The following is a 12,494-nucleotide window of genomic DNA, read 5'->3' on the forward strand; positions in this document are numbered from 1 at the left end:
GATGGGGCGGGCCGACGACGAGCACTGGCTCGACGACGCCGCGGGACGACTCGTCCGGCCGTACACGGTGAGCAACGGGCGCACCCAGCCCAGCACCCACCTGGAACTGCTGTCGATGGTCCGGGCGACCGGCCGGCTGCCGCACGGTCAGCTCGAGCCCGACCACGCCGAGGCCCTCGGGTTGTGCGGCAGCCCCACGACGGTCGCCGAGGTCGCCGCCCGGCTGCGGCTGCCCGCGGTCGTCACCAAGATCCTGCTTTCCGACCTGGTCGACGCCGGCGCCATCGACACCCGATCCCCCGGCCCGGCGGCCGAACCCACCAACACGGCGGTACTGGAGACCATTCTCAATGCCTTACAGCGACGACTCTGATCCGTTCCCGACGCCGCTCAAACTGCTCATCGCCGGCGGGTTCGGCGTGGGCAAGACGACGTTCGTGGGCGCGGTCAGCGAGATCGAGCCCCTGCGGACGGAGGAGATCCTGACCACCGCCGGCGTCGGCACCGACAACCTGACCGGTATCGAGCGCAAGACGACCACCACGGTCGCGATGGACTTCGGCCGGATCACCATCAACCGGCGGCACATTCTCTACCTGTTCGGCACGCCGGGCCAGGAACGCTTCTGGTTCATGTGGGATGAGCTGTCCGCCGGGGCGATGGGCGCGGTCGTGCTGGCCGACACCCGCCGCCTGCAGGACTGTTTCGCGGCGGTGGACTTCTTCGAGTCGCGGGGCATCGGCTTCCTGGTGGCCGTCAACCAGTTCGACAACGCCTTCCGGTACGAGCCGGCCGACGTGCGCAGCGCGCTCGACCTGCGGCCCGACGTGCCGATCGTCAGTTGCGACGCCCGTGACAGCCGGTCCGCCACGGGTGTGCTCGTCCAGCTCATCCAGCACCTGCTCGGCGTACATCCCACCCCGACGGCCATCCGGAGCTTGGCATGATCTACGACTCGTCCCCGCACCACCCGCTGACCCCGACCGACCTGGAGGTGCCGCTGCGGATGCGGCGGCTGCGCGAGCTGGGCCTCGGCGAGCAGCCGGACCCGGAGTTCGACGACTTCGCGCGCAAGCTGACCGAGGTCACCGGCGCCCCGTACGCGATGGTGAACTTCATCAGTGAGGACCGGCAGTACTTCGCCGGCCTGCACACCGTGGCCAAGGGTGACCCGTCCGCCTCGCCGGGCCGGGTCATGGACCGCGATCACGGCTACTGCCCGCACGTGGTGGTACGCCGCAAGGCGCTGGTCCTCGACGACGTCTGCGACTACCCCCGCTTCGCCGGCAACCCGGTGGTCGACGAGATCGGCATCCGGTCCTACCTCGGGGCGCCGCTGATCGACCGGACGGGCACCACACTCGGCACGATCTGCGTGGTGGACGTGGAGCCCCGCCCGTGGGGGCGGCCCGGCCTGGAGACCATCAAGTCGATGGCCGCCGAGCTGATCACTCAGATCCACCGCCGGGAGGACAGCCGCTGATCGCGGTCAGGGGGTGACCGCCTCCGCGGCGGGACGGGTGGCCAGCCGCTGGGACCACTGGCCTTTGGCCGTGCCGAGGGCGACCTCGGCCAGGCGGATCAGCTGCACGTCCGAGGTGCCGGCCGGGGCGAAGATGTGATGGGCGTCGCGCAGGTAGCGCTCCACCGGCCGGTCCGCGTGGAGCCCGGCCGCGGCGTGGATCTCCATCGCGTTGCGGGCACTGTCCAGAGCGGACTCGACGTTGATCAGCTTGGCGTTCATCAGCTCCGCGTCGCAGGGCAGCCCCTGATCCAGTGTGTGCACGGCGTGGTAGGCCGCCAGCCGCGCGGTCATCAGCCGGGACTGCATCTGGCCGAGCTTGAGCTTGATCGGCAGCAGTTCGCCGAGCGGCTTGCCGTAGCGGTGCCGCTCGGTCACGTACGCCGAGGTCTCCTCGACCAGGGCCTGGTGGATGCCGAGCGCCACCGCGGTCAGGTTCGGGCGGCCGTACAGGATGCTGGAGGAGTAGGCCACGGAGAGGCCGTCGCCCTCGGCACCCAGCCGGTTGGCCGCCGGGATCCGGCAGTCGGCGAAGATGAGCTCGCCGAAGCTGAAGCCGTGCAGGCCCATCGCCGGCCGGTGCGGGCCGAGGGAGAACCCTGGCCGGTCCGCCTCGACCAGGAACGCCGACAGGCCCTTGGAACCGGGGCCGGTGCGCACAACGACGCCGTGCAGGTCACCGACGTGGCTGTTGCCGACGAAGACCTTGCGTCCATTGAGGACGTAGTCCGAGCCGTCGCGTACCGCCGTGGCCGACATGCCCAGCACGTGCCCGCCGGAGTGCTCCTCGGTGACCGCGATCGTCGGCAGGCACTCCCCCGCCGCGATGGCCGGCAGCCACTTCGCCTGCTGGTCCGCGTCACCGAAGTGCAGGATCTTGGCCACGCCCAGCTGGGACGCCTGCACCATGGCGCCCATCGCGCCGCTGACCCGGGCCAGCTCCTCGATGATGATGGTCTTGGCCAGGTGGCCGAGACCCATGCCGCCGTGCCCGGGGCCGATCGTGACCCCGATCCAGCCCTGGCGGGCGATCAGCCGCGACAGGTCGTACTGGACCGCGCGGGAGGCTTCCATCTCGTCGATCCGCAGGCGTACCTCGGTCTCCGCGAAAGCCCGAACCTCCTGACGCAACTGTTCATGGCGCGCGGTCATGAAGTACGCGTCCACTGCAACTCCTCGTGGGGTCGGCAAGCGGCGAGAGACAACGGCGAGTCGGACACGGACACCGGTGGGCGCGCCGTCGCTGCCGCTGATCGTATCCGCGCAGACACGTATAGTGATAGATCAACGATCAAGAGAAATGCTCACGATTGACTGGCGCCACACGGGAATCCGGGCATAACGGTCTACAGTGGAGCGACGATCAGGGCCGTCCACCGAACGCCCAATTGTGCACCTCGACGCCGGCGTACCGGTCGGCGGTCAGCACCGTCCGCGCCCGGTCCGGATCCACCGCCCGGACCAGGGCCGCCGTGCCCAGCCAGGTGGCACCGTCGTCGGACAACAGCGGCCCGTACGCGATCAGATCGTCCGCCGCGGCCGGCACGGTGAGGTCGGCGCCCTGCCCCGCGCCGAACCCGAGCACCAGGTAGCGGTGGCCGCCGCTGCGGCCGCCGGAGAAGTCCCACATCGTGCGCCCGAGCAGGTTGCGCCACCGGCGCAGCAGCACGTCCCGGTACGCGCCGGCCTGATAGTTGGGCTCCTCGAAGGCAAACGTCCGTGCCGCGGCGGGATCGGGCAGGTCGACGATGTGCACGCTGCCGGTCGGCGTCTCACCGTCGTCCGCGAAGGTCGGCCCGCGGGCGATCATCCCGGTCGCGTACCCGTCCATGTAGGACCAGTGGTCCGCCAGCAGCTCGCCGCGCAGCGCCGCGGAGCCGGGCCGGTCACGGTGGTAGCAGAAGAACTCCATACCGCAGGCTAGTCGGCCAGGCGGAACAGCAGCGCGGTCTCCCACTTGTGCATGTCCGGCTCCTCGGCCGGGTTGGTCAGCAGCACCTCCAGCCGGGCACCCCACACCTCACCCTCCGGCGTCGGGGTCACGTCCCAGCGGACGCCCTGGTGCTGCCCCCAGTCCAGCAGCGTGGCGGTGACGCCCATCAGCTCGTCGGGGTGCCCGACGTGGGTGAGGGTCGCGTACCGGCCCGCGGGCAGCACGTCGACGAAGTCCGGCTCGGCGACCTCGATCGGCGCCGGCAACGGGATGCCGGCCTCCACGACCAGCTCGGCGGACATGTCGATCACGCGGTAGCGGAAGAAGGGGGCACCGGCCGGGACCACCCCGCGCTCGCCCAGCCAGCCGAACATGGCCGGCAGGTGATCGGCGAGCCGCGCGAACTCGGTCATGGTGATCGACTCGCGCCGGGCGACGTACAGCTGCTCGTCGCGCCACAGGATGGTGGGTTCGGCCAGCACGGGCGCCTCCTCGGTGACGGGTCCGGCTCCATCATCGGCAACAGTCAGCCGAAGCGCACCTCGATGGCCAGGGCGCGGCCGAGACGGGCGTCGCGCCGATCGGGCCTTGGCATGGCTGTGCTCGGCGCGTGGGCTGCCGCGGCCTTGCTCGCCCGCGGGCTGCTGAACCGGCTAACCGACGCCCAGCGCCTCGGCGACCCCACGCAACCGGGTCTTGAGCAGGCCGGCGGCGAGGGTGCTGTCCAGCCGGACCTCTGCGGCGCCGGCCGTCAGGTCGCTCTCGGCGATCGCGCACACCGGCACGGCCTCCGGGTCCAGTCCGTACCGCCTCGCCACCAGGCGACCAAGCTCCGCGCGGCTCACCGCCTGCGGCCCGGCGACGTTGATCAGGCCCCGGTATCCGCCCGCGGCCAGTTCCAGGAGCGCGGCGGCCAGGTCGGTCGCGTCGATCGGGCAGCGGACCATGTCGCTGAAGAACAGGACGGCTGCCGGGTGACCGCCGTCTCGGCCGCTGCTTTCGCCGCACCGTACGGGTAGATCGGGGTCGGCACCGCGTCGTCACCATAGGGCTCGGGCCGGCCGCCGTGCAGCGCGCCCGCGCCGGTGGTGGAGGTCCCGACAACCTCGGCGCCGGCCGCCGACGCCAGCCGTGCCACCTCGCCGCCGAGATGACCGCTGGCGCCGACGACCAGCACCCGCATCAGTTCGAGCGCTCCACCGGGGCTGCCACGCCGTCCGTGCCCGGCGTCGCCGCCGCGGCCTTCGGCTTCGCGTCGATGCCGGCCTCCAGCCGCTGCTGGGCGGTGATCGGCGTCGGTGCGGTGGTCAGCGGGTCGTAGCCGCCGCGGGTCTTCGGGAACGCGATGACCTCGCGGATCGACTCGTTGCCGGAGAGCAGCATGCAGGTGCGGTCCCAGCCGAGCGCGATGCCGGCGTGCGGCGGCGGGCCGTACTTGAACGCCTCCAGCAGGAAGCCGAACTTGTCCTGGGCCTCCTCCGGAGTGATGCCGAGCAGGTCGAAGACCCGGCTCTGCACGTCACCGCGGTGGATACGGACGCTGCCGCCGCCGATCTCGTTGCCGTTGACCACGATGTCGTACGCGTAGGCCAGCGCCTTGTCCGGCGCCTCCTCGAACGTGTCCATCCACTCGGCGTTCGGCGAGGTGAACGGGTGGTGCACGGCCGTCCAGCCGCCGTCGTCGGTCTTCTCGAACATGGGGGCGTCGACGACCCAGCAGAATGCCCACGCCGACTCGTCGATCAGCCCGGCCCGCTTGGCGATCTCGATGCGGGCCGCGCCCAGCAGCTCCTGGGCCTCGCGGCGCTCGGTGGCGGCGGCGAAGAACACCGCGTCGCCCGGCTTCGCGCCCACCACGTCGGCGAGACCGGCCAGGTGCGCCTCGGAGAGGTTCTTGGCGACCGGGCCGCGCGCCGCACCCGTCTCGGCGTCCAGCACGACGTAGGCCAGGCCGCGGGCGCCGCGCGCCTTGGCCCAGTCCTGCCAGCCGTCGAGCTCCTTGCGGGTCTGCGAGGCGCCGCCGGGCATGACGACCGCGCCGACGTAGCCGCCGTTGTCGATCGCGCCGGCGAACACCCGGAACTCGGTGCCGCGCAGGTAGTCGGTCAGCTCGGTCAGCTCGAGGCCGTACCGCAGGTCGGGCTTGTCGGAGCCGTACCGGTTCATCGCGTCGGTCCAGGTGATCCGCGGGATCGGCGTCTGCACCTGGTAGCCGGCGAGCTCGCCCCAGAGCTTGACCACGAGCTCCTCGCCGAGCTCGATGATGTCGTCCTGGGTCACGAAGGACATCTCGATGTCGAGCTGGGTGAACTCCGGCTGCCGGTCGGCGCGGAAGTCCTCGTCGCGGTAGCAGCGGGCGATCTGGTAGTAGCGCTCCATGCCGGCCACCATCAGCAGCTGCTTGAACAGCTGCGGGGACTGCGGCAGGGCGTACCAGGTGCCCGGCTGGAGCCGGACCGGGACCAGGAAGTCCCGGGCGCCCTCGGGCGTCGACCGGGTCAGGGTCGGCGTCTCGATCTCGTTGAAGTCCCGCGCGTGCAGGATCTCCCGGGCGATCTGGTTGGCCCGGCTGCGCAGCTTCAGCGCGTTGGCCGGGCCACTGCGGCGCAGGTCCAGGTAGCGGTACTTGAGGCGCAGGTCGTCGGAGGCGGTGATGGTGTCGTCGACGGGCAGCGGGAGCGGCGCGGCCTCGGAGAGCACGACCAGCTCGCTCGCGGTGACCTCGACGGCCCCGGTGGGCAGGTCCGGGTTCTCGTTGCCGGCCGGGCGCTGGGTGACCTCGCCGGTGACCTTCACACAGAACTCGTTGCGCAGCGCGTGCGCGTCCTCCTCGCGGAAGACGACCTGGACGACCCCCGAGGCGTCACGCAGGTCGACGAAGATGACACCGCCGTGGTCGCGGCGGCGGGCGACCCACCCGGCGAGCGTCACCGTCTGACCGGCGTGGCTCGCACGCAAGCTGCCGGCGTCATGGGTACGGATCACGGAAACTTCTCCTCACAGGGTTACGGGGCGCACCCGACATTGTGTCAGCTACGCCTCCGACCGCCGGGCACCGGGCCTGGGACCCCGTACCCACGTATTGTTCCTCCCGTGGTAGCACGCAGCTCGGCGGAATCCGCCGCGGTCGACCAGTTGGATCGGCAGATCCTCCAAGGGCTGCGGCTTGCCCCGCGGGTTCCGTTCGCCCGGCTGGCGGCCGTGCTGGCCGTCTCCGAGCAGACCGTCGCCCGGCGCTACCAGCGGATGCGGACCCGGGGCCTGATCCGGGTCTTCGGGCAGGCCGATCCCGAGCGGCTGCCCGGGACCACGTACTGGACGCTGCGGATCTCCTGCCGGCCCGGCACCGCCGCCGTGACGGCGCAGGCGCTGGCGCGGCGCACCGACACGAGCTGGGTGACCATCGGGGCCGGCGGGGCCGAGCTGACCTGCGCGGTCCGGGTGACCGCGGACCACGACCGCCGCGAGGGCCTGTTGCATCACCTGCCGCGGGCGACGAACGTGCTCTCGCTCAGCGCCCATCAGGTGCTGCACCGCTTCGTGGGCCGGGGTGAGACCGACTGGATCGCCGGCGACGAGCAGCTGAGCGCGGATCAGCGCGAGCAGTTGCTGGACGGGCACGACCCCGGCGTACGGGTGGGATTTGATCTGCGGGTGAAAGACGAGGGCGGCGCCCGGGTCGAGCCCGGGGACCGGGCGCTGCTCGCCGCGCTCGCCCGGGACGGCCGGGCCGGTTATGCCGCGCTGGCCACCGTCACCGGCTGGACCCAGCGCAAGGTCGCCCTGCGGCTGGGCGCGCTGATCGCCGCCGGGGCGGTGTACTTCGACACCGAGGTCGCGGCTTCGCTGATGGGTTTCCGGTCGGCGGCGAACCTGTGGCTCACCGTCGCGCCGGCCGATCTGGCTGCGGTCGGCGCCCGGCTCGCCGATCACCGCCAGCTGGCCTGGGCGGCGGCGGTCACCGGCACCGCCACCATCACCGCGATCGCGCTGTGCCGGGACGCCGAGGAGCTCTACCGCTATCTGACCACCGAGGTCGCCGCCATCCCGGAGATCCGCACCTGCGAGACGGTGCCGGTGCTGAGCCGGGTCAAGCATGCCGTCTCACTCGTGGACGCCGGTGTACTCGGGGAGCCGGTCCTCTGAGGGTGCCGGGGCGGCCGGCCGTACGAGGATCAGCACCGCGATCCCGCCGAGCAGGCCCACCCCGGCCGCGACCAGGAAGCCGGCGTCCAGCCCGGCGACAGCGGCGCCGTGCAGCGCCCGGTCGAGCGTGCCGCGCAGGCCGTCGGGCACCGCGGCCAGGATGCGGCCGGCCTGTCCTCCCGCCAGGGCGTGCGCGGTCTGCTCCGGTTCCGGCGCGCCCTGGGCGCCGAGGTGGTCCTCCGCGCGGGCCGCGAAAACCGTGCCGAGTACGGCGATGCCGATCGCGAAGCCGAGCTGCCGGGCGGTGGTGACCGCGCCGCCGGCCATGCCACCGCGGTGGGCCGGGACAGCACCCATGGCGGATTCCGCGAGGGTGGGCATGACCAGGCCGACGCCGGCGCCGATGATCGCGTACCCGGCCAGTAGTGCGGGCCAGCTGGACTGCGCGCCCAGCAGCAGTGCGCAGAGGGCGCTGCCCAGGCCGATCAGCAGCATCCCGCCGCCGATGAGCAGCCGCGGGGACCGGCCGTGCAGCTTGGCGCCCGCGACGCCGGAGACGATCACCGAGACGATCGACATCGGCAGCCCGGTCAGGCCGGCCTGCAGCGGCGAGAGCCCGATGACCGTCTGAAGCCAGATCGAGGTGTAGGTGAACGCCGCGAAGGCCGCGAAGTTCACCAGCAACGCCGCCACCAGGATGCCCACGAAGGAGCGGCTGCGCAGCAGGGCCAGATCCAGCATGGCGTGCGGGCTACGACGTTCCACCAGGACGAAAGTGACCAGCGCCAGGCCGCTGAGCAGCAGCAGACCCCAGGTCTGGACCGAGCCCCAGCCGACCGTGGTGGCGCGGATGACGGCCAGCGTCAGGGCACCCGCCGCGACGGTGAAGGTCAGGGTGCCGGCCAGGTCGAAGCGGCCGCGGCGAGCCGCGCGATCGGCGGTCAGCGCCGTGAAACACAGCACGAGCGCGGCGATGCTCACCGGCAGATTGACCAGGAAGATCCAGCGCCAGCTCAGCGCCTCGGTGAGCAGGCCACCCAGGATCGGGCCGATCGCCGCGGCCGCGCCGGAGACACCGCCCCAGACGCCGTAGGCCACGCCCCGGGAGCGGCCCTGGTAGGCGCTGTTGAGCAGGGCGAACGTGGTGGTGAACATGGCCGCGGCGCCGATGCCCTGCACCACCCGGGCGGCGATCAGCAGGCCGTCGTTGCCGGCGAGCCCGCAGGCCAGCGAGGACAGGGCGAACACGGTCAGGCCGGCGATGTAGAGCCGGCGATGCCCGAGCAGGTCACCGAGCGCCCCGGCGCCGAGCAGCAGGACGGCCAGTGACAACGCGTAGCCGTCCACGACCCATTGCAGGGAGCTGAACGACGTGCCGAGGTCCACCGCCATCTCCGGTAGGGCGACGTTCACGATGGTGACGTCGACGAGCAGCATGAAAGTACCGAGGCACACCGCGATCAGCGGCCACCATTTCCGCACGGGAATCTCCTCACTGGGCGTGACCGCCTCACGATCTCCCAGCGCGACGTCGATCCGCCAGCCAGAGCCCACTTGACGTCGGAATCCGACATGTGAGGGCTCCGAGGAATCAGGGATCGGCTCAGTGGCTTTCTGGCGGAGGGGAATCCGCCACGAACCATCCGTCGGTCAGAATCGGCACCGCCGTGGTGGCGCCGAGCTGCGCCGCCACCGTGACGTCCGCCGGGAAACCATGCGCCTGCAACTCGCGCCCGGAGGCGCAGTCGCGCAGGGCTGTCGCCAGGTCGTCTGCGACGCTCCGGTACGCCGCCAGCGCCGTCCCCGCCTCGACGGAGAGATCACCGGCTCCCCGCCGTACCAGGGCCTCGATGAACGACCCGGCACCCCACAGGTCCTCGACCGCCGGCCGCAACGAACCGTCCGGCCAGCGCTCCCCCGCCGCGACCACCGCGACCGCCTCCCCCGCACCCAGCCGGCGCACGACGCTCGCCGCGGCCGCGTCCGCGTTGCGCAGCGACACCCCGATCACGGTCGCGCCGGTCTCGGCCAGCCGGGCGGAGATCGTCGCGCCGTTCGGGGAGGGCAGCACGAGCCGTTCGATCCCGGCGCTGCGCCGGATGCTGTCCGGCGACAGGCTCACCTGGCCCGGCCGCACCACCCGCTTGCGCCCGACGGCGAGCACCGCGCGATGCTCCCGGGCGACCCGCTCGGCCGAGTCGTCACCCCACCGGTACGGCAGGACGGCGATCCCCCGCTCGACGGCGACGGTCAGCGCCGTGGTGAAGGAGAGCACGTCGACCACGGCGACGAGGCCGGCACCGGGGCTGACGGCGTCCGCCCCGGCCGGACCCCAGTCGAAGCGGACCCGGCCACCGGCCTGCGTCCAAGCGTCGTTCATCCGGCGATTGTGCCGTCCGGTCCCTCGTCGAGCTGCCGCAGTGCTGTCTGGACGGCGCGGTGCTGGGTGGCGCGGTGGCCGTTCTCCGGCGGCGGGCCCAGCGCCACCACCCGGTCGGTGACCCCGTGGGTGATCCGGTAGAGCACCACCTGGACGGCGACCTCCCGCCAGTCGGCGGCCCGGGCGGGCAGCGGCCGGTGCCCGAGCACGGTCGTGAACCACGGCGGGAACAGCTCGTAGTCGGCGACCGCGGCGTCGACCCGGTCCCGGACGTGCGCGGCGAGCCGGTCCGCGACCGAGGCGCCCGGATGCGCGCTGTACGCCTGCTGCCGCGCGGCGTCGCGATGCAGCTCCTGCTCCGCCTCGTCACGTTGCACCCGCGCCGCCGCGACCTGCGCCTCCTGCTCGTCCATCAGGGCCCGCTCCGACCGGTACGCCGCAGCCGCGCGCCGGAACGCCCACCCGCCCGCCTTGCGGACCGCGAGCGAACGGCTGACGCCCAGCGCCCGCTGCCGGGTCTCCGCGAGCCGGCGTTCGTCCTGCTCGAAGCGCTCGATCCGCTGCCGGCGCAGCGCCACGGCGGCATCGTCCATGATGGTGGACCGGACCTGCTCGGCCGCCCGGACGTCCGCGACCAGCGGCGCCAGCTCGGCCGGCACGGTGTCCAGGTCGACCGGGACCTGACCCTGCTGCCGGCGGAGCAGCCCCTCGATCTGCTGGATCTCCCCCTCCAGCCGGCCGGCCCGGGTCGCGTACTCGCGCAGCTTGCGCTCGACGTGCCGGCGCATCTCGGCCTGCTCCGCGGCGAGAGCGTCCACTCGGGCGTCGGTGGCGTCGAACCGCGCGAGAGCCTCCCGGGCACGCCGCTCCGCGTTCTTGTCGATCCGCTGCATCTCCTGGGTGAGCTGCAGGCGCAGGGTGTTGACCTTGCTGCCCATCTCGCGGCGCAGCCCGGCGGCGACCCGGGCGAGGTCACCGGAGGCGTCGGCGCTCACGGGCCCGTCCCCGGCACGGCCCGGGTGGTGAGCCAGAGAGCGATCGCCGCGGCGAGCACGACCACGACGCCGAGCAGTGCCCAGGCGGGCAGCACACTCGCTGCGACGAGCACGGCAACCAGGGCGGCCACACCGAGCAGCACGAACGTCAGCATCAGCCGGCGCTGGGCGGCGTCGGCCGCGAGCTCGTCGACCACCGTCATCAGCTCGTCGGTGCCGGCGAAGACCCGATCGAGCTGCCCGGCGTCGTACGGCGGCTCCGCGCCCAGCCCGCCCAGCGCGTCGTGCCGGGCGCGCAGCTCCCGCTGACGTTCGAGCAGCTCGGCCCGCCGAGACGAAGCACCCACACGCACTCCCTGCGGTCGCGTAGGGCAATGCTGGGCCTAGGCGGTGAGACCGGTCAATCCCTCGGAAGGGTCGAGGGCGTCCAGGACGGCGACCAGCCGCTTCTCCTCGCCGATGAAGTGCGTCTCGAGCACGGCGGCGAGCCCGTCAAGTTCGCTCTGGATCGCCGCGGCCCGGGCCGCCGTGTGCTCGTCGCGTAACTGCCCGCTCAGCGTGCTCACCCTGGTCAGCAGGCCGGCGATCACCTGATGGTCGCGTTCCAGCCCGGCCAGGAACGCGCGCAGGCCGGGATGGCGCTCGGCCAGCAGCGGGAACACGCCGGTGTCCTCACCGATGTGGTGCCGGGTGACCGCGGCGCAGAACGCGAGGCAATGGACGCCCAGCTCAGCGTCGGGGACGAAGCCCTCCCGCAGGTCGGCGAGCATGTCGCGCAGGCCGATGTGGATCTCGATCAACTGCTGTCCGTACGCCCGGAACCGGGAGTATTCACTGTCCACGGAGATGTCCCATGGTCCGGCGCCTCCATGCCCGCGGCGGTCTCCTGGCCGGGTGCACTGCGACGCTGTGACCATCCGATCAGCCGGCGCCGGGCCGCGTCAAGCCGGCCGCCGTGCGAGGCTGGATCCATGATCACACCGGACATGATCTCTCCCGACTGGGAGCGGCGGATGGACGGCGCGTGGGCGGCGTTTGACGAGCTCGACGAGGCGCCCTTCCTGCAGCTGGTCGAGCAGCTCACCGGCGAGCTGGCGCCGGACGACCCGGTCGGTCTCTTCGAGCGGGCCGGCTCCTTGGACGCCGTCGGGCGCACCGGGCAGGCTGTGCCGCTCTACCGGGAAGCGCTGGCGGGCGGGCTGTCCGGCAGCCGTCGTCGGCAGGCCGTGATCCAGCTCGCGAGTTCGCTGCGGGAGCTGGGTGAGGCTCGGGAGAGCGTCACGCTGCTCACCGCGGAGCTGGCCGCCGGCTCGGACGAGCTCGACGACGCGGTGCAGGCGGTGCTGGCGTTGTCGCTGGCGGACGCGGGGCGGGAGCGGGAGGCGGTGGGGATCGCGGTGGGTGCGTTGGCGGCACACCTGCCGCGTTATCAGCGTTCGATGGAGAACTACGCCCGGCTGCTGCTGGAGCCGGACCCGGCCGCCGACCCGGAGGCCGACGTCCGCTCCTGAGCGGCCG

Annotated in this window: 15 protein-coding genes; 5 read left to right on the plus strand and 10 right to left on the minus strand. The window is 72.4% G+C overall.

From position 1 onward, the window contains the following. Position 1: 1 nt before the first annotated feature. The 3 genes from ACZ6S4_RS35845 to ACZ6S4_RS35855 are packed head-to-tail and all read left to right on the plus strand — an operon-like array spanning position 2 to position 1,483. A complete protein-coding gene (locus ACZ6S4_RS35845) occupies positions 2–373 on the plus strand; it encodes a DUF742 domain-containing protein (protein ID WP_360556151.1) in 372 nt (123 codons plus the stop codon). Beyond that, on the plus strand, positions 351–947 hold the full coding sequence (locus ACZ6S4_RS35850) for a GTP-binding protein (RefSeq protein ID WP_465479165.1): 597 nt from the start codon (positions 351–353) through the stop codon (positions 945–947). The genes ACZ6S4_RS35845 and ACZ6S4_RS35850 overlap by 23 nt, the downstream gene beginning before the upstream one ends. Next, complete coding sequence (locus ACZ6S4_RS35855) at positions 944–1,483, plus strand: GAF domain-containing protein (protein WP_360819124.1); 540 nt, start codon at positions 944–946, stop codon at positions 1,481–1,483. The genes ACZ6S4_RS35850 and ACZ6S4_RS35855 overlap by 4 nt, the downstream gene beginning before the upstream one ends. A 6-nt stretch (positions 1,484–1,489) precedes the next feature. Here the strand turns inward: ACZ6S4_RS35855 and ACZ6S4_RS35860 are convergent, their stop codons facing one another. From ACZ6S4_RS35860 to aspS, 5 genes are all read right to left on the minus strand, one after another. Continuing rightward, on the minus strand, positions 1,490–2,689 hold the full coding sequence (locus ACZ6S4_RS35860; protein ID WP_465479166.1) for an acyl-CoA dehydrogenase family protein: 1,200 nt from the start codon (positions 2,687–2,689) through the stop codon (positions 1,490–1,492). A gap of 196 nt (positions 2,690–2,885) precedes the next feature. After that, entirely contained in the window at positions 2,886–3,434 is a 549-nt protein-coding gene (locus ACZ6S4_RS35865; RefSeq protein WP_465479167.1) for a YciI family protein, read from the minus strand. A gap of 8 nt (positions 3,435–3,442) precedes the next feature. Beyond that, positions 3,443–3,937 carry a GyrI-like domain-containing protein gene (locus ACZ6S4_RS35870; RefSeq protein WP_465479168.1) on the minus strand — a complete coding sequence of 165 codons (495 nt, stop codon included), beginning with the start codon at positions 3,935–3,937 and terminating at the stop codon, positions 3,443–3,445. 171 nt (positions 3,938–4,108) lie between these two features. Then, the gene (locus tag ACZ6S4_RS35875) at positions 4,109–4,402 is read right to left on the minus strand and encodes a hypothetical protein (protein WP_465479169.1); all 294 of its coding nucleotides are present in this window, start codon (positions 4,400–4,402) and stop codon (positions 4,109–4,111) included. Positions 4,403–4,637: 235 nt separating this feature from the next. Beyond that, positions 4,638–6,440, minus strand: coding sequence for an aspartate--tRNA ligase (gene aspS, locus ACZ6S4_RS35880; RefSeq protein ID WP_465479170.1), 1,803 nt, complete (start codon positions 6,438–6,440; stop codon positions 4,638–4,640). Positions 6,441–6,548: 108 nt separating this feature from the next. Between aspS and ACZ6S4_RS35885 the strand changes: the two genes are divergently transcribed. Then, complete coding sequence (locus ACZ6S4_RS35885) at positions 6,549–7,601, plus strand: Lrp/AsnC family transcriptional regulator (RefSeq protein ID WP_465479171.1); 1,053 nt, start codon at positions 6,549–6,551, stop codon at positions 7,599–7,601. On the opposite strand, the gene ACZ6S4_RS35890 is transcribed toward ACZ6S4_RS35885, so the two are convergent. From ACZ6S4_RS35890 to ACZ6S4_RS35910, 5 genes are all read right to left on the minus strand, one after another. Further along, entirely contained in the window at positions 7,560–9,083 is a 1,524-nt protein-coding gene (locus ACZ6S4_RS35890; RefSeq protein WP_465479172.1) for an MFS transporter, read from the minus strand. The two genes, ACZ6S4_RS35885 and ACZ6S4_RS35890, sit on opposite strands and share 42 nt — an antisense overlap. A 121-nt stretch (positions 9,084–9,204) precedes the next feature. Further along, positions 9,205–9,981, minus strand: a complete 777-nt coding sequence (locus ACZ6S4_RS35895) for a 2-phosphosulfolactate phosphatase (RefSeq protein ID WP_465479173.1) — start codon at positions 9,979–9,981, stop codon at positions 9,205–9,207. Continuing rightward, the gene (locus ACZ6S4_RS35900) at positions 9,978–10,976 is read right to left on the minus strand and encodes a hypothetical protein (RefSeq protein WP_465479174.1); all 999 of its coding nucleotides are present in this window, start codon (positions 10,974–10,976) and stop codon (positions 9,978–9,980) included. Before ACZ6S4_RS35900 ends, ACZ6S4_RS35895 begins: the two co-directional genes overlap by 4 nt. Then, positions 10,973–11,323: a hypothetical protein gene (locus ACZ6S4_RS35905; protein ID WP_465479175.1), complete on the minus strand. Its 351-nt coding sequence runs from the start codon at positions 11,321–11,323 to the stop codon at positions 10,973–10,975. The genes ACZ6S4_RS35900 and ACZ6S4_RS35905 overlap by 4 nt, the downstream gene beginning before the upstream one ends. A 36-nt stretch (positions 11,324–11,359) precedes the next feature. Further along, entirely contained in the window at positions 11,360–11,818 is a 459-nt protein-coding gene (locus tag ACZ6S4_RS35910) for a hemerythrin domain-containing protein (protein ID WP_465479176.1), read from the minus strand. Between the two features lie 129 nt (positions 11,819–11,947). On the opposite strand from ACZ6S4_RS35910, the gene ACZ6S4_RS35915 reads away from it, so the two are divergent. Continuing rightward, positions 11,948–12,487, plus strand: a complete 540-nt coding sequence (locus ACZ6S4_RS35915) for a tetratricopeptide repeat protein (RefSeq protein WP_465479177.1) — start codon at positions 11,948–11,950, stop codon at positions 12,485–12,487. The last annotated feature ends 7 nt before the right edge of the window (positions 12,488–12,494 follow it).

Source organism: Actinoplanes sp. NPDC051405, assembly GCF_055586185.1.

Excerpts from the sequence above, each read along its gene's own strand:
- ACZ6S4_RS35845 (WP_360556151.1), top strand. The coding sequence starts at position 2 with ATGGGGCGGGCCGACGACGAGCACTGGCTCGACGACGCCGCGGGACGA.
- ACZ6S4_RS35850 (WP_465479165.1), top strand. The coding sequence starts at position 351 with ATGCCTTACAGCGACGACTCTGATCCGTTCCCGACGCCGCTCAAACTG.
- ACZ6S4_RS35855 (WP_360819124.1), top strand. The coding sequence starts at position 944 with ATGATCTACGACTCGTCCCCGCACCACCCGCTGACCCCGACCGACCTG.
- ACZ6S4_RS35865 (WP_465479167.1), bottom strand. The coding sequence starts at position 3,434 with ATGGAGTTCTTCTGCTACCACCGTGACCGGCCCGGCTCCGCGGCGCTG.
- ACZ6S4_RS35875 (WP_465479169.1), bottom strand. The coding sequence starts at position 4,402 with ATGGTCCGCTGCCCGATCGACGCGACCGACCTGGCCGCCGCGCTCCTG.
- ACZ6S4_RS35895 (WP_465479173.1), bottom strand. The coding sequence starts at position 9,981 with ATGAACGACGCTTGGACGCAGGCCGGTGGCCGGGTCCGCTTCGACTGG.
- ACZ6S4_RS35915 (WP_465479177.1), top strand. The coding sequence starts at position 11,948 with ATGATCACACCGGACATGATCTCTCCCGACTGGGAGCGGCGGATGGAC.